20 protein-coding genes and 5 tRNA genes are annotated in these 16,182 nt (G+C 42.9%); 24 read left to right on the top strand and 1 reads right to left on the bottom strand.

Annotated elements, in window-relative coordinates:
• Positions 1-5: 5 nt before the first annotated feature.
• The 7 genes from B649_RS10940 (at position 6) to B649_RS10910 (ending at position 6,384) form a co-directional block, all read left to right on the top strand.
• Positions 6-599, top strand: coding sequence for a tetratricopeptide repeat protein (locus B649_RS10940; RefSeq protein WP_015654585.1), 594 nt, complete (start codon positions 6-8; stop codon positions 597-599).
• Positions 589-1,884 (top strand): UDP-N-acetylmuramoyl-L-alanyl-D-glutamate--2,6-diaminopimelate ligase, encoded by a 1,296-nt coding sequence (locus B649_RS10935; protein WP_015654584.1) that lies wholly within the window; start codon positions 589-591, stop codon positions 1,882-1,884. Before B649_RS10940 ends, B649_RS10935 begins: the two co-directional genes overlap by 11 nt.
• 106 nt (positions 1,885-1,990) lie before the next feature.
• Positions 1,991-2,365, top strand: coding sequence for a (2Fe-2S) ferredoxin domain-containing protein (locus B649_RS10930; RefSeq protein ID WP_015654583.1), 375 nt, complete (start codon positions 1,991-1,993; stop codon positions 2,363-2,365).
• 3 nt (positions 2,366-2,368) lie between these two features.
• Positions 2,369-2,734, top strand: coding sequence for an aspartate 1-decarboxylase (gene panD / locus B649_RS10925; RefSeq protein ID WP_015654582.1), 366 nt, complete (start codon positions 2,369-2,371; stop codon positions 2,732-2,734).
• Between the two features lie 43 nt (positions 2,735-2,777).
• Entirely contained in the window at positions 2,778-3,626 is an 849-nt protein-coding gene (locus B649_RS10920) for a polyprenyl synthetase family protein (protein WP_015654581.1), read from the top strand.
• A 3-nt stretch (positions 3,627-3,629) separates the two neighbouring features.
• The gene (gene tkt, locus B649_RS10915; protein ID WP_015654580.1) at positions 3,630-5,546 is read left to right on the top strand and encodes a transketolase; all 1,917 of its coding nucleotides are present in this window, start codon (positions 3,630-3,632) and stop codon (positions 5,544-5,546) included.
• Between the two features lie 85 nt (positions 5,547-5,631).
• Complete coding sequence (locus tag B649_RS10910) at positions 5,632-6,384, top strand: RNA methyltransferase (RefSeq protein WP_015654579.1); 753 nt, start codon at positions 5,632-5,634, stop codon at positions 6,382-6,384.
• Here the strand turns inward: B649_RS10910 and B649_RS10905 are convergent.
• Entirely contained in the window at positions 6,368-6,691 is a 324-nt protein-coding gene (locus B649_RS10905) for a thioredoxin family protein (protein WP_041192758.1), read from the bottom strand. The two genes, B649_RS10910 and B649_RS10905, sit on opposite strands and share 17 nt — an antisense overlap.
• A 12-nt stretch (positions 6,692-6,703) precedes the next feature.
• Here B649_RS10905 and B649_RS10900 point away from each other — a divergent pair, with 12 nt between their 5' ends.
• The 17 genes from B649_RS10900 to rplL all read left to right on the top strand — a co-directional run bounded on the left by B649_RS10900 (position 6,704) and on the right by rplL (position 16,019).
• Positions 6,704-7,603, top strand: coding sequence for a radical SAM protein (locus B649_RS10900; protein WP_015654577.1), 900 nt, complete (start codon positions 6,704-6,706; stop codon positions 7,601-7,603).
• Positions 7,585-8,937: a magnesium transporter gene (gene mgtE / locus B649_RS10895; RefSeq protein WP_015654576.1), complete on the top strand. Its 1,353-nt coding sequence runs from the start codon at positions 7,585-7,587 to the stop codon at positions 8,935-8,937. The genes B649_RS10900 and mgtE overlap by 19 nt, the downstream gene beginning before the upstream one ends.
• A gap of 75 nt (positions 8,938-9,012) precedes the next feature.
• Positions 9,013-10,101, top strand: a complete 1,089-nt coding sequence (locus B649_RS10890; protein WP_015654575.1) for a sodium/calcium exchanger membrane protein — start codon at positions 9,013-9,015, stop codon at positions 10,099-10,101.
• A 3-nt stretch (positions 10,102-10,104) separates the two neighbouring features.
• The gene (locus B649_RS10885) at positions 10,105-10,842 is read left to right on the top strand and encodes a YaaA family protein (RefSeq protein WP_015654574.1); all 738 of its coding nucleotides are present in this window, start codon (positions 10,105-10,107) and stop codon (positions 10,840-10,842) included.
• Positions 10,843-10,908: 66 nt separating this feature from the next.
• Positions 10,909-10,985, top strand: a tRNA-Thr gene (locus B649_RS10880).
• 56 nt (positions 10,986-11,041) lie between these two features.
• A tRNA-Tyr gene (locus B649_RS10875) sits at positions 11,042-11,127 on the top strand.
• Positions 11,128-11,130: 3 nt separating this feature from the next.
• A tRNA-Gly gene (locus tag B649_RS10870) sits at positions 11,131-11,207 on the top strand.
• Between the two features lie 99 nt (positions 11,208-11,306).
• Positions 11,307-11,381 (top strand) — tRNA-Thr (locus B649_RS10865).
• 95 nt (positions 11,382-11,476) lie between these two features.
• Entirely contained in the window at positions 11,477-12,676 is a 1,200-nt protein-coding gene (tuf, locus tag B649_RS10860; protein WP_015654573.1) for an elongation factor Tu, read from the top strand.
• Positions 12,677-12,713: 37 nt separating this feature from the next.
• On the top strand, positions 12,714-12,866 hold the full coding sequence (gene rpmG / locus B649_RS12655; protein ID WP_015654572.1) for a 50S ribosomal protein L33: 153 nt from the start codon (positions 12,714-12,716) through the stop codon (positions 12,864-12,866).
• A gap of 31 nt (positions 12,867-12,897) precedes the next feature.
• Positions 12,898-12,973: transfer RNA gene (locus B649_RS10855), tRNA-Trp, on the top strand.
• 64 nt (positions 12,974-13,037) lie between these two features.
• Positions 13,038-13,223 (top strand): preprotein translocase subunit SecE, encoded by a 186-nt coding sequence (gene secE / locus B649_RS10850; protein WP_013461133.1) that lies wholly within the window; start codon positions 13,038-13,040, stop codon positions 13,221-13,223.
• Positions 13,224-13,232: 9 nt separating this feature from the next.
• A complete protein-coding gene (nusG, locus tag B649_RS10845) occupies positions 13,233-13,763 on the top strand; it encodes a transcription termination/antitermination protein NusG (protein WP_015654571.1) in 531 nt (176 codons plus the stop codon).
• A gap of 21 nt (positions 13,764-13,784) precedes the next feature.
• Positions 13,785-14,210: a 50S ribosomal protein L11 gene (gene rplK, locus B649_RS10840; RefSeq protein ID WP_015654570.1), complete on the top strand. Its 426-nt coding sequence runs from the start codon at positions 13,785-13,787 to the stop codon at positions 14,208-14,210.
• A 68-nt stretch (positions 14,211-14,278) separates the two neighbouring features.
• Positions 14,279-14,974, top strand: coding sequence for a 50S ribosomal protein L1 (gene rplA / locus B649_RS10835; RefSeq protein ID WP_015654569.1), 696 nt, complete (start codon positions 14,279-14,281; stop codon positions 14,972-14,974).
• Positions 14,975-15,100: 126 nt separating this feature from the next.
• Positions 15,101-15,586 (top strand): 50S ribosomal protein L10, encoded by a 486-nt coding sequence (gene rplJ / locus B649_RS10830; RefSeq protein ID WP_015654568.1) that lies wholly within the window; start codon positions 15,101-15,103, stop codon positions 15,584-15,586.
• A 64-nt stretch (positions 15,587-15,650) separates the two neighbouring features.
• Complete coding sequence (rplL, locus tag B649_RS10825; RefSeq protein ID WP_015654567.1) at positions 15,651-16,019, top strand: 50S ribosomal protein L7/L12; 369 nt, start codon at positions 15,651-15,653, stop codon at positions 16,017-16,019.
• Positions 16,020-16,182: the final 163 nt, after the last annotated feature.

The following is a 16,182-nucleotide window of genomic DNA, read 5'->3' as shown; positions in this document are numbered from 1 at the left end:
TATCTATGAAAACCATTACCTTATCTAAAACCCTCAAGCAAGCAAATGAACATTTTTTGGCGGGTCAGTACACTGAAGCTTTACGTGATTATTCATTAGCACTTAAAGACCACCCTGATTCTAAAGAGGCCTACAACGGTGCGATTTTATCTGACATGGCTATGGGCGGTGAAAGTGCCGGGGAAGCATTGTTTGATTACTATACAATTTTGCGCAGTGAAGATGTCGAAACGGCGGATACGGTAATTTCTGAAATTTTACAGACAATGGACGGAACATTGGATCAGTTGTCCGGATTGTTTGATGAGACCGTAAAACAGCGTTTGGCATATGAAGACGGTATTATGTACACAGAGTTTAAAGAGTTGGTTGAGAGTGAAAATGATTTTAACCGAATTTTTGAAAACATTATGTTCTCAACGCGTGTCATTATTACCGAGAAAGAAGATTTTGTTGATTTTTTGGATAATCTGATCGATCATGGGTACAAAGAGATGGCACTGAGTTATTTGGAAAGTGCTCTTGGTGTCTATCCGAATGATCGACAGCTTCGCAATTTGTTACGTCGTTTAGCCAAGGGGAAAAGCATTGAAAATTGAGATTGAAGGTCAGCCTTATCGATTCATTAGTGAAAATTCAAGCGATTGCAACAGTGAATGTGCTTTTTTACTGACAAAGCAAAATGAGAAGTACAAAGAGGATGCTCTTTCCCGTGGGGCTCACTCAATAATCGCCCCAGAGGAATGCTGGAGACTTTTTGGATTGGATCGCATCTGTGTTATCGGTATTACCGGAACGAACGGGAAAACGACAACCGCGAGTGCTATTTATTCGTTATTGCTTGATTTGGGACACAAAGCAGCCATGCAGGGTACGCGCGGCTTTTTTATGAATGATGCGCCGATGGAGGGGAAAACGCTTACGACCCCGAGCGTACTCAATACCTATCGTCATATGGCACACGCAATAGCTTCAGGGTGTGAGTATTTCGTGATGGAAGTAAGCTCTCATGCGATCGAACAAGAGCGGATCGCCGGGATTACGTTCGGATTGAAGATCTTAACCAACATCACTCAAGATCATCTCGATTATCATGCAAGTATCGAAGAATATACACGGATTAAAAATCTCTTTTTCCAAGATGAGACGAAAAAGCTGATTAACAAAGATGAACCCAAGGCTGAGTTTAATTTCAAAAATGCCTTTACGTATGGAGTCGAAAATCCGGCTACCTATAAAATTATTGCGTATTCTCTGAATAACGGTGTAAGCGGCGTAATGAAACATTTCGAAGATCACGTTCCGTTTGTTACTTCGTTGCACGGCTTTTTTAATCTCTATAATATTACTGCGGCAATGGCAGCGGTTCATTTGGTAAGCAACGAAAGTCTGGAAAAAATTGCCGATGCGGTTGAAAATTTCGGCGGTGTAAGCGGACGTATGGAGGTGGTTAGCGAATCTCCTCTTGTGATTGTTGATTTTGCCCATACTCCTGATGGGATGGAACAGGTACTCAATGCCCTTAAAGAGAAAGAGGTATTGGTCGTTTTCGGTGCAGGCGGTGATCGTGATCGGACAAAGCGACCATTGATGGGACGAGTCGCGAGTACGTATGCTAAAAAAGTGTATGTAACGAGTGATAATCCCCGCTTTGAAGACCCAGATGCCATTATCGAAGATATTTTGGCAGGGATTGAAGATAGATCGAATATTTTTGTTGATGTTAATCGCAGAGCTGCAATTGCTCAAGCACTTAAAGAGCGTAGCGGCGATGAAGTGGTTTTGATTCTAGGAAAAGGGGATGAAACCTCTCAGATCATTTACGATCAACATCTCCCGTTTGATGATCGCGTCGTAGCCCGTGAGTTGTTAAAAGAGATTTAAACCGACAAGTTGCTTACTGGAGCTTAATATGCACTGGTAGGATTTGGCTATAATACCGTTATTAATTTGCGGTGTCAAAAGCACACTGATTTCAAGGATGTAGTAGATGGGTATCCCACAACCGGCGTTTTATATTTTCAAATGTGAACAAAGTTCCCCTCCGGGCATGCCAAAACCAAGCTGTGTTAATCCGCAGACTCAGGATTTGTTTCAACATTTGGCTCAAACATTGATGCAAAAAGGTCTCATTGCAACCGTACAACCGATCCGTACTTCATGCATGAACCGCTGTAATGTCGGACCGATTATGTTGGTAGAACCGGGACATGTCATGTATGCGGGACTTACAAAAGAAAAAATCAATGAAATTATCGATCGTCATATCATTGGCGGTGAAGTGGTACAAGAGTATGTTATTCCCTCTGATCTATGGGATACGGCAATCAGCCCTGCTGACATGATGAAGCAGATGGGACGCTAATCGATGTTGATCGAAATGCTCTACAGTAAAATACACCGTGCTACGGTCACCGACGCTAATCTTAATTACGTCGGTTCGATCACGATTGACGAAGAACTTTTGGAAGCTTCCAAAATGCGTGTAGGTCAAAAAGTGGAAATCCTCAACATTAATAACGGTGAGCGGTTTTCGACCTATATTATTCTTGGTGAGCGCGGTCAACGTGATATTTGTCTAAACGGCGCTGCGGCGCGTAAAGTACATAAGGGTGATAAGATTATTATCGTTGCCTATGCCACATACAATGATAATGAACTCGAAAACTACAAACCTACCGTCGTATTAGTCGATGATGAGAATGCAATCACCGACATAATCGAGAAGATATAAGCTCGCTCATGCTACACTTTCGCTAAAAAATAGTGGGAGAACAATGGAGCAGTTTGAAGCATTTTTAAGTTCACACCTTCCAACTGTTGAGAGCTTTCACCCCCATTACGAGTCATCTTTGCATCAAATGCTTATCGGTGGCGGAAAACGGTTTCGCCCGGCACTTTTATTGGGAGTCGTTGGTGCTTATAACCCGCTTTTAATCCAAAGTGCCTATTCGGTTGCATTAGCGATTGAACTGCTCCATACTTATTCTTTGATTCATGATGATCTTCCCGCTATGGATAATGCCGATTTGCGTCGAGGTCTTCCAACTCTCCACAAAACATACGATGAAGTGAGTGCCATTTTAGCCGGTGATGCACTTAACACCTATGCCTTTGAAGTCCTTTCCAATGCTCCGCTTTCTGATCGAGTGATTGTTAAATTGGTTCGCTCTCTTGCCTATAACGGCGGAGTGCATGGGATGGTTTTGGGTCAAGCGATTGATTGCCATTTTGAAAATCAGCGTTTAGAATTGGATCAAGTGAAAATGCTTCATATTCACAAAACGGGGAAACTCATTGCCGCATCGTTACAAATGGGGGCATTTATTGTTGGACGTGACGATCTTGCGCACTCTTTATATGATTTTGGGATTGATTTAGGGTTGCTTTTTCAGATTCAAGATGACATTTTAGATGTGACACAAAATGATGAACAAGCGGGTAAGACTACCAATAACGATCAGGCAAAAAATAGCTTTGTCACTTTATTAGGATTTGAGAAAGCTATGGAAGAAGCGGATGTTTTGGCCGAAAAAATTACCCAACAAATGATGAGTTTTGATGAGAATTTGCAGCGTGAGTTGTCACCAACACTTAACCACTACATTAACCGACACAAGGACTAAACGATGAGTAATACAACACGCCAAAAAATGGCTGATACAATCCGCTTTTTAGCGGCAGACATGGTTCAACAGGCCTCTTCAGGACATCCGGGCGCTCCGATGGGATTGGCAGATATCGCGGTTGTTCTCTCTGAACATCTCAATCACAACCCGAAAAATCCAAAATGGCTCAATCGTGACCGTTTAGTCTTCTCCGGCGGACACGGGACTGGATTGATCTATTCCCTTTATTATCTTTGGGGATACGGATTGGAGATCAGTGACCTTCAAAACTTTCGTCAGCTTGATTCTAAAACTCCGGGACATCCTGAGTACGGTCACACGGCTGGAATTGAGATTACAACCGGACCTTTGGGACAAGGAATTGCCAATGCGGTCGGTTTCGCTATGGCTTCCTCATATGTCGGCAACAAAGTAAACTCAGAAACGGCAGCATTGATCGATCATAAGGTTTACTGTTTGTGTGGTGATGGTGACCTCGAAGAGGGAATTAGTTATGAAGCGTGTTCGATTGCAGGGCATATGGGATTGGATAATCTGGTCTTGATTTACGATTCAAACTGCATTACGATCGAGGGATCGACCGAGCTTAGTCTCAGTGAAAATATGAGAGATCGTTTCGAGTCTCAAAACTGGGCAGTTTTGGAGATTGACGGACACAATTTTGATGAGATTGACAGTGCATTGACTCAAGCTAAAACCATTAAACGTCCGGTACTTATCATAGCAAATACCGTAATCGCTAAAGGCGGTGGTAAAATGGAAGGGACTCACCATGCCCACGGAGCACCTTTGGGACATGATGTGATCAAAGAGTCAAAAATTGCGGCAGGGTTTGACCCTGAAGCAACCTTTGCAGTTGATGCGGATGTGTTGGAACGTTTCCGATGTGCGATTGAGAAAGGGGACTTGGCAGAGCGTGAATGGAATCACCGTCTTAAAGAACTCCCTCTTTCTGAGCAAAACGAAGCGTATGAGCAGTTGATGAATCCTGATTTCAGTCGTATCCAATGGCCTAGTTTCGAAAAAGCCGATGCAACGCGTAATACGAACGGTATTATTTTGAACGCCATTGCCAAAGCGATTCCAGGGTTCCTCGGAGGTTCTGCTGACCTTGGACCATCGAATAAAACTGAACTTACCAATATGGGCGATTTCCCTAAGGGTAAAAATATCCATTTCGGTATTCGTGAGCATGCGATGGCATCGATCACCAATGCGATGGCCTTGTACGGTCCGCTAATGCCATTTAGTGCAACCTTCTTCGTATTCAGCGATTACCTCAAACCATCAGCTCGTATTGCTGCGTTAAGCGGAATCCAGCATTTCTTTATTTGGACCCATGATAGTATCGGTGTGGGTGAAGACGGCCCTACTCATCAACCGATTGAGCACTTGAGCCAGTTCAGAGCCTTGCCGAATTTTTATGTTTACCGCCCTGCAGATGGCGCTGAGAATGTCAAATGTTGGCAAAAAGCCCTCTCGATGAAACACTCACCCTCAGCATTTGTCTGTTCACGTCAAAATCTTCCGTTGCTCCCATCCGCAGTTCACGGAGATGCTGAAAATGGTGGTTACTTGCTGATTGAACGACCAAATGCTACCGTTACCATTATGGCATCGGGTTCTGAAGTCGGTTTAGCAATCGAGTCTGCTGAACTCCTCCTATCTCGCGGTATTGCAGCCAATATTGTGAGTGTCCCGTGTTTTGATCTCTTATTAGAACAACCACAAAGTTACATTGATACTATTATCAAGCCGGGGACAAAACGTGTTGCGATTGAAGCGGCACGAGGATTGGAATGGTATCGTTTTGCCGACAGCGTTGTGGCAATGGACGGATTTGGTGCCAGTGCACCTGCCGATAAATTGTTTGAAAAATTTGGATTCACTGCGGAAGCCATCACAGCTAAAATTTAACTTCTGCCTCGTAGAGGCTAGCTTTAGTAGCCCAAGCGGCTAGCGTAGCGAAAGGGATGTATTCCTTTCGCGTCAAAGGAAATAGATGAATGATTCTCCTGAATATTTAGAGAAGAAGCGTTTTTTTGATTCGCTGATTACCCTTTATGGGCGTAATGTAGCGGTCGAAGTACTTCGTGATCAGGATGTACAGATTCACAAACTTCACCTCTCGAAAAGCAACCGCAGTGATGAGACGATAGAAGAGATTATGGCATTGGCCCAAATGCGTGGCGTGGAGATCAAGTACCACACCAAAGAGTCATTATCCCGTATCTCTAAAAACAGTGCTCAGGATCAGGGGGTTGCGATTGATGTCGTGAGTCAAAATTACCGTAGTGCTTCTAATATCGCGACCGATTTACCGGGTTCATTTCGTCTATTAGCGTTAGATGGGATCAATAACCCTCAAAATTTAGGGATGATTGTCCGCTCCGCTGCCGCCAGCCGAATTGACGGCATTGTATTGCCACGCCGCAACAGCACCAAACTCTCACCTTTGGTGATGAAAGCGAGTGCGGGTACATTGTTTAAAATCCCGATCTATTACTGTGAGGATTTGAGTGAAATTCTAACCTTGAAAGACACGGCGATTATTACGCTTTCCTCTCATGCACGCGATGATATTCACTCGTTGAAAATTCCATCACGTGCAATTTTTGTCTTAGGGAATGAATCGGAGGGGGTGAGTGATACTGTGATGAGAGCCTCGACACACAGTGTGAGCATTCCCATGTATCGCGGAGTGGAATCGCTCAATGTTGCCGTAACGGCAGGGATTGTTAGTTTCCTACCATAAGGTTATAAGGCCGCTCAATCGCGTCAACCACTTCACCGACACTCATATGTCGGCTTTTTCGTAAAAATTCCTGCCCTTGAAAAAAGATTAGTATTGTTGGAATCGCAAAAACACTAAAATGAGATCCGATTTCGGGAGTTTCCGAGATATCAATACTCTCTGCTACAAAAGTGGGAAAGTTATCCATAATGGCTTCGGTCAGTTTGGGTTTGAGGGCATGACATACATTGCAGGTCGGTGCGCTGAAATAGAGCATCACTGCGTCATTGGTATTTAGAGTTTGGTTGATTGATTCTAATGTTTGCATAAAGGTATTATAGTGAAATTTCATCGTGCGTATGTAGAGGTAACCAATGTATGCGGATTGGCATGTACATTTTGCCCTCCAAAACTTAATCCTACGACGACGATGGAACTCCCGTTTTTTAAAAAGGTAGTTGAAGAGTTATCCGCTTATACGGATGAGATTGCCCTTCATGTGATGGGGGACCCAATGGTCCTCACCAATTTAAGAGAGTATTTAGAGATTGCCTATGCGAGTGGATTGAAGGTGATGATCACTACGAGCGGATTTTATCTCGATTCGGCACGGCGTGAAGCTCTTTTTCACCCTTCAATCCGTCAGATTAATATATCACTCAACAGTTTTAATAAAAATAGTGTTTCTCGAAGTTTTGAGAGTTATATGGACCCTATCTTAGAATTATGTGATGAGAAGCTGTTGCGGAGTAAAGATTTTTTTATCAATTTAAGAGTTTGGAATTTGGATGAAGAACAGAGTGAAAAAGAGTTTAATGAAAAACTCTTTGAACTTTTAGAGAGACATTTTGATCTTGAGGAGGGGAGCGTTGCTTCTCAGATCAATGGGGAACGTCAATCGATTCGACTGGCATCTAAAATACTTCTCCATTTTGATCGTTATTTTGAGTGGCCGAGCCTGAGCAATACTCACGAAAGTGACGGTTATTGTCAGGGGCTTGACAAGCAAATTGCTGTTCTCTCTGATGGTCGTGTCGTACCGTGTTGTTTGGATTCAGAGGGGATTATGGAGCTGGGTAACCTGAGAGAGACAAATTTGGGTAAAATTCTGAAAACGAAACGCTCCTTAGCAGTTGTCAATGGCTTTGCCAAGGGAATCTGTAGCGAAGAGCTGTGTCAAAAATGCTCCTATAAAGAGCGATTCAATACCAAGGAGCAAACATGTCAGAAAACATACTAGAATCGATTAATAATCGTGTTGCTCTTTTTAATGAAGGTATTGACGAAAGCGTCCATATTTATGAGATCGCGAGTCTACTTAAAAATCTTCATGATGAAGATGAAGAACTGTACGGTAAAACCCTTGAAACGCTTCCGCATGAAATTTTGGCGGAAGTTCTCCTTGAGATGCCTCAACAACATATGGAAGAGGCGTACGAGCAGTTAGGGGCAGAGCATCTCGCGAGTTTGGCTTCTGAACTTGATACCGACGATGCGGCGGATCTGATCCAAAACATCGAAGAGGTAAATGAAGAACTCGCCGAAGAGGTCCTCTCTAAACTCACCGATGATGAGCGTGCGACGATCGAAACACTGATTTCGTATGAGGACAATGAAGCGGGCGCATATATGCAAACCGAGCTTTTTGAAGCACGCGCGGAGGAGAGTGTCGGAGATTCAATTAAACGGCTACGTGCAATGAAAGCCGAAGAATTGATTGATAACGTTCATCAAGCTTTTGTAGTTGATAAACATCGTCGCCTTATCGGTGCAATTTTGTTGGAGGATTTAATCCTTCATGAAAGCAATGAGTTGTACGGCGAGATTATGCATGATGGACACAACACGGTTCACGTTCATGCTCATGATGATATTTATGATGTCGTCGAAGTTTTTGCCAACTATAATTTGAATACACTTGCTGTTGTGGATGAAAACCAGATTCTTTTGGGCCGTATTACGGCGGATGATATCCATGACGTTATGGAAGAACGCGCAACAGAGCAGATTTACCACATGGCAGGGGTAAATGAAGAGGCAGAAGATGATGAAGAGTTCTGGAGCATCGGAAAAACCCGCGCGATTTGGTTGGGGATCAATTTACTCACAGCGATAGCGGCATCGGTTGTAATCGGAATGTTTGATGCCACGATTGAGGCGATTGTTGCCTTGGCTATTTTAATGCCTATTGTTGCCTCGATGGGGGGTAATGCCGGAACACAGACTTTGACCGTTACGGTTCGTAAGATTGCACTGGGTGAGATTGAAGGAAAAGAGGCCTATTCTACGGTTAAAAGAGAGGTTATGTTAGCTCTTTTTAATGGGTTTATTTTCTCAATTCTGATTGGATTGGTAGCCTATTTATGGTTTAAAATCCCATTGTTAGGCTTAGTTATTGCATTATCAATGATTATTAATCTTTTCTTTGCGGGATTTTTTGGTACTATTATCCCATTGGGTCTTCGTCGTGCCGGTATTGATCCGGCAATCGGCTCGACCGTTATCTTGACCACCGTTACTGATGTGGTTGGATTTTTGAGCTTTTTAGGGCTCGCTACACTTATATTACTTTAAAAGGATACACTCTTGGACAGGCGGATACGCTACTTTATTGAAGACTATTGGGATATCTTTATTGGGATATCTGCAATGGCGCTCGCATTTATTTTTCATACTCAGCATGATTCGATGATGGCTACACTTTTTTCGGCCATTGGGATTGCAGCACTTTCTCTCACGGTTGCTGAAGTAGCGGATATTCTTTCCGAACGTCTCCAAGAGCCTTATGGCAGTTTTGTACTTACTTTTAGCGCCGTTGCCGTTGAGATTATCCTCCTTTATGTTATTTTACTGGAAGTTCGTCACTCTCCTGAAGTCTTAGAAACGGTAAAGGGGGGGATTATTTCGGCGGTTATCGTCGATTTGAATGTTCTCCTTGGTCTTGCCGTCTTTTTAGGGGGACTGGCGTATACGCAGCAGCAACATAACAAAGAGACCTCCAGCGCTTACAGTACCGTTTTGTTTGTCGCTTCTAGTGCTTTGCTGGTGCCGGGGTTATTGAGTCACACAGAACATGGAAGTGCTGCATTAACTCATGTCAGTCATTTAATCGCTGGGGTATTGCTCCTTTTTTACATCATTATTTTTATTTTCCAAACCCGTACTCACACCCACTTTTTTAAAGCGACGGCTCGCAGTCGCTTTTTCCGTTTGAAACGAAAACTTCAAGAGGAAGAAGATGCGGAGATTGATGAAAACGAATCAAGCGATTATGTTTTTGAACATCTCAGCACCCCCGTTAATTTCGCGGCGATTTTTGGGTTTATTGCCATTATCGCATTTGGAGCAGAAATCTTTGCCGGTGAAGGTGTTCATATTGCAAAAGAGTACGGTATTTCAGCAGGATTAGCTGGTTTGGTGATTGCAATTATCAGCGTATCTCCTGAGATTTTCACCGCCGTACGTGCGGCGCGTAACGATCAAATTCAGCGGGTTGTCAATATTGCCATGGGGGCTTCAACGGTATCGATTATTTTAACGGTCCCAATTTTAATGATGTTGGCGTATATGTCAGGGATTAATCTTACCCTCGACTTTAACCCGCTTCAAATCGGTGCTTTACTCCTAACAATCCTATTGGTATGGAAAACAACCGATGAGGGGGAGACCAACTACTTTGAGGGGGCATCGCACATGATGTTCTTTCTCAGTTACGCCATTATTGCCGCGTATTATTAGCCTATGATCATCCTTTTTTCACCGAGCGAAGGGAAACGGGAGGGGGGAACGCTCCCTCCGCTTACTCAACAAAGCCTTATTTTTCCTGATCTGTATTCGAAGCGTCTTGCAGTAATCGAGCAGTATCAAACTTTGACGCACAGAGGGAGCGACGAAGAGCTGTATGAACTCTTTGGGCTCAAAGATACCAAAGAGTATGAACGGTATAAATTCCCCTTTAGCACAATGCCTACGATGAAAGCGATTGAACGTTACGATGGGGTAGCGTATGATTATCTCTCTTACACGCGACTCTCATTGGAAGATCAACACTATATTGATACCCATACCATTATTTTCTCCAATCTTTTCGGACCGATCCGTGCCGGTGATTCAATCTTTGATTACAAACTCAAGCAGGGTTCTTCGATCGGAGCCTTTGCGCCTGATAAACATTATAAAGAGAGTTTTAGCACTGCGCTGGATGAGATAATAGGTGATAATGAGATTTTAGATTTAAGAGCTGGGTATTACGACAAATTTTATATCCCTAAAAAACCAAGTGTTACCTTGAAGTTTCTTAAAGGGGGGAAAGTGGTAAGTCACTGGGCAAAAGCATATCGGGGGATTATCCTGCGTGAAGCGGCAAAGCACCAAATATCGTCGATAGAAGAGTTATTAGCGATGAATATCGAGGGATTGATTGTACGTGAAATAATGGAGACGAAAAAGAAAAAAGAGGTCGTTTATTCGATTGTTTGATTTTCTTTCAAATAGGCTTGACTTTTTAGAAAAGAGTGTATATAATTTCGGCTCCATTTCACCAATGCCGGCATAGCTCAGTTGGCTAGAGCAATTGATTTGTAATCAATAGGCCCGGGGTTCAAATCCTCGTGCCGGCACCATTGAATGAAATCGGAAACGCATTACATTTATCAGTGTTAGACCAGATTATGGCCGTGGTGAGATACTCAAGTGGCCAACGAGGGCAGACTGTAAATCTGCTGATTTTTATCTTCGAAGGTTCGAATCCTTCTCTCACCACCATCTGCGGGAATAGCTCAGTTGGCTAGAGCGTCAGCCTTCCAAGCTGAATGTCGCGAGTTCGAGTCTCGTTTCCCGCTCCACTGGGAGCTGAAGTACAATTCGCAATATTTACTTCATCATTACCTTAAGACCGTAAAATAGTTTTTAAGCTTCCAAAATACATTTTATCATTGTTTTATGCTCACGTGGCTCAGGGGTAGAGCACTTCCTTGGTAAGGAAGAGGTCGGCGGTTCAAATCCGCTCGTGAGCTCCAGTAATAATATTGTAATTTTTTGAAAGCTTGAAAGCTATTTCAGCTGTTTTTTGGTATAATTCCAAATTCATTTACACATTCAGTCGGAGGACACTATGGCAAAAGAGAAATTTGAACGTACAAAACCACATTGTAACATCGGTACAATCGGTCACGTCGACCACGGTAAAACTACGTTGACTGCAGCTATTACAGCTGTACTTGCGGTAACAAACGGCGCAAAAATGATGGATTACGATGCAATCGATAATGCACCAGAAGAGCGTGAGCGCGGTATTACCATCGCTACTTCACACGTTGAATACGAAACAAACAACCGTCACTATGCACACGTTGACTGTCCTGGACACGCCGACTATGTTAAAAACATGATTACCGGTGCTGCACAAATGGACGGCGCTATTCTTGTTGTTTCTGCAGCGGATGGCCCAATGCCACAAACACGTGAGCACATCCTTCTTTCTAAACAAGTCGGTGTTCCGTACATCGTTGTTTTCATGAACAAAGAAGATATGGTTGATGATGAAGAGCTTCTTGAGCTTGTAGAGATGGAAATTCGTGAACTTCTTGATATGTACGATTTCCCGGGTGACGATACTCCAATCGTAGCTGGTTCAGCTCTTCGTGCACTTGAAGAAGCAAAAACTGGTGTTCTTGGTGAGTGGTCAGCAAAAATCCAAAAGCTTATGGCTGAGGTAGATGCTTATATCCCACAACCAATCCGTGAAACAGATAAAGATTTCTTGATGCCGGTAGAGGACGTTTTCTCTATCTCTGGTCGTGGAACTGTTGTTACTGGTCGTATCGAGCGTGGTACAATCAAAATCGGTGAAACTATCGAAATCGTTGGTATCCGTGATACACAAACAACTACCGTAACTGGTGTTGAGATGTTCCGTAAAGAAATGGAAATGGGTGAAGCGGGTGACAACTGTGGTCTTCTTCTCCGTGGTACTAAGAAAGAAGATGTTGAGCGTGGACAAGTTCTTTGTAAACCTAAATCAATCACTCCTCACACAAAATTTGAGGCTGAGATTTACGTATTGAGCAAAGAAGAGGGTGGACGTCATACTCCATTCTTCAATGGCTACCGCCCACAATTCTATGTTCGTACAACCGATTGTACAGGTGCTATCACTTTGCAAGAAGGTACTGAGATGGTTATGCCTGGCGATAACGTGAAAATCAATGCAGAATTGATTCACCCAATCGCTATGGAAGAGGGTACTCGCTTCGCTATCCGTGAAGGTGGACGTACTGTCGGCGCTGGGGTTGTTTCTAAAATCCTTGCATAATTTTATCCGGCCCTAGGGTCGGAACATAAGGTCAAACATGCGTGAAAATATCCATTTAGCGTGTGAGAAGTGTACTCGTCGTAACTATCACACAAGTAAAAATAAAAAGACTCATACTGAAAAGTTTTCAGTACGTAAGTTTTGTAAATTTTGTCGTGAACACACGGTTCATAAAGAAGCAAAACTTTAAGTCGTATCCCCTCGGGGATTCTTAATCATATAGGTCAGTAGTTCCAATGGTAGAGCGCCGGATTCCAAATCCGATTGTTGGGGGTTCGAATCCCTCCTGGCCTGCCACCCATTTTCTACTAATGATGCTTACGGGCTTTATTCGTTGGAAATGTCCTGAGGATAGAAATAAATGAAAAATACATTAAGTCAAACCATTCACAATGCGAAAATGGAACTTGCAAAAGTTATTTTCCCGACTAAACCACAAGTGAAACAAGCATTTATTGCGGTTATTGCGGTTGTTACATTCGTTGTGTTGTTTTTAGCACTGGTTGATTTTATTATGTCTTCAACCGTTTCAGCAATTTTGAGTTAAGGAAAAAACATGGCACATCGTTGGTACTCGATTCAAACCTATGCCGGTAGTGAACGCAGTGTTAAAGCCGCTATCGAAAATATCATTGCTGAAAACAATCTTCAAGATGTGATTACAGAAGTAATCGTTCCGACGGAAGATGTTATCGAAGTGAAAAATGGTAAAAAGAAAATCACTGAGCGTTCATTGTACTCAGGGTATGTGTTTGCAAATATGGATCTTAGTATTGATCTTCAACACCGTATCCAATCACTGCCGCGTGTTGCAGGGTTTATTGGTGAATCAAACAAGCCGACTCCCCTTAGCGAGAACGATATTGCGGTGATCTTGGATCGTGTTACGAACCGTTCGGCTCCGAAACCGAAAGTCTTCTTCGACAATGGAGAGATGGTTCGTATTGTTGACGGTCCGTTTGCAAACTTTACCGGTACAGTGGATGAATATGACCTCGAGCACGGAACATTGAAGCTCAATGTTTCTATCTTCGGACGTAGTACTCCGGTTGATATTTCGTACACTCAAGTCGAAAAAATAATTTAATCTCAAAAAAAGGAAGCACAAATGGCAAAGAAAATTACGGGCTACATCAAGTTGCAAGTACAAGCCGGCGCTGCTAATCCAGCCCCTCCGGTTGGACCAGCACTCGGTCAACGTGGTGTTAACATCATGGAATTTTGTAAGGCGTTCAACGAGCGTACAAAAGATAAGGCAGGTTTTAAACTCCCTGTTGTTATTACGGTATATGCGGATAAAACGTTCTCATTCATCACAAAACAACCCCCTGCATCTGCTCTCATCATGAAAGCGGCTGGTCTTAAAAAAGGGACTGATAATCCGATGAAAAACAAAGTGGGTAAAATCACTAAAGCTCAATTGATGGAAATCGTTAAGCAAAAAATTCAAGATATGAATACAGATGATATCGATGCAGCTGCGGCAACAATCGCTGGTTCTGCTCGTTCTATGGGTGTTGATATCGTAGATTAATTTCTACACTACTCTTCGACCGCAAAGAGGCTAAATCTTGCGGCAGATTCTAAAATTGGAGAATTCAAATGGCTGGAAAACGCTACAAACAACTTAGTGAAAAAATTGATATGTCAAAAAGCTACTCTGTATCGGATGCTGCGGCGTTCGTAAAAGAGCTTAAATCTGCAAAATTTGACGAAACCGTTGAAATTGCATTAAACCTTGGTGTTGACCCTCGTCACGCTGACCAAATGATCCGTGGTGCTGTTGTGCTTCCTCACGGTACTGGGAAAGTGGTTCGTGTTGCCGTTTTCGCAAAAGGTGCAAAAGTAGACGAAGCTAAAGCTGCAGGTGCTGATATTGTTGGTGCTGAAGATTTGGTTGAGCAAATCAAAGCAGGAAACATCAACTTCGATATCGTTGTTGCTGCACCTGATTGTATGGGTCTCGTTGGTCAAGTAGGACGTATCCTCGGGCCAAAAGGGATGATGCCGAATCCTAAAACAGGAACGGTTACAGCGGATATCGCAAAAGCGGTTAGCAACGTTAAAGGCGGACAAGTAAATTTCCGTGTTGACAAAAAAGGGAACATCCATGCCGGTATCGGTAAAGTGAGTTTCGACACCGATAAAATTGAAGAAAATATCAAAGCATTTGTCGGTGCTATCAACCGTGCAAAACCTTCTACTGCAAAAGGGCGCTACATCAAAAATGCAGCATTGTCATTGACAATGAGCCCTGCGATTAAATTCGAAACACAAGAATTATTAGATATCCGTTAAGGAAATCATTGACGGGGCTCTGTTCCGTCATACTTTATCTTATGGACTGAAGACAGTAGGGGGCTTAGGCCTTAATCAGAAATACTCTGCCCCGCTTGAAGTTGTTATGTCTGGAAAGGAGAAACTATGAATAAATCACAGAAATCTGAGATCGTTAGTACTTTGACCAATGAGTTCAAATCTTCTGCAGCAGTTATTATGTGTGACTATCGTGGTTTAGCTGTGTCTGAACTCGAAGCACTTCGTAAAATTGCACGTGAAAAAGATTCAAAAGTTCAAGTTGTAAAAAATACACTTGCAACTATCGCTTTGAACAATGCAGATATGAGCGGTATCGAAATTAAAGATACTAATATTTTTGTTTGGGGAGCTGATGCTATCGCTGCTTCTAAAACAGCGGTTGATTTCGCGAAAGCAAATGATAAATTTGTGATCCGAACAGCCTACATCGACGGCCAAGCTGCTGATGAGACTAAAGTTCGTGCATTTGCTACCCTTCCGGGACGCGAAGAGTTGCTTGGAATGTTGGCATCTGTATGGATGGGACCAGTTCGCAACTTTACAATCGGACTCGATGCGCTTAAGCGTAAAAAAGAAGAAGAAGCGGCGTAATTGCGGCTTTGAAAAATCGCTGATTTTATTATCGGCATAAAAAAATACTTATAGGAGAATTACTATGGCTGTTACAAAACAAGACGTTCTTGAGTTTATCTCAAACCTTTCTGTCCTCGAGCTTTCAGAGCTTGTAAAAGAATTCGAAGAAAAATTTGGAGTATCTGCTCAACCGGTAGCGGTTGCTGGTGCTGCTGTTGTTGCAGAAGCTGCTGAAGAAAAAACTGAATTCGACGTTATCTTGAAAGACGGTGGTGAGAAAAAAATCAACGTTATTAAAGTAGTACGTGCAATGACAGGTCTTGGTCTTAAAGAGGCTAAAGATGCAGTTGAAGGCGCTCCTACAACTATCAAAGAAGGTATCTCTAAACAAGATGCTGAAGCAGCTAAAAAAGAACTTGAAGAAGCTGGTGCTTCTGTCGAAATCAAATAATCATTTTGATATCGGAGGCTTAGGCCTCCGCCTCCCACAGGGCACTTTACGAAGCGGGTTTTTAACTCTTTCGTAAAGTGCCCATACGTCGTTATAGACTCAAGGACGCTTGAGTCATAGACTTTGCACTTATCCCTATGGGATCAAAAACTTCGATTGAGGT

The sequence above is a fragment of the Candidatus Sulfuricurvum sp. RIFRC-1 genome (assembly GCF_000310245.1).
Classification (GTDB): domain Bacteria; phylum Campylobacterota; class Campylobacteria; order Campylobacterales; family Sulfurimonadaceae; genus Sulfuricurvum.
Note: the sequence above shows the minus strand (reverse complement) of the source record. Positions and strands in the feature narration are given on the sequence as shown.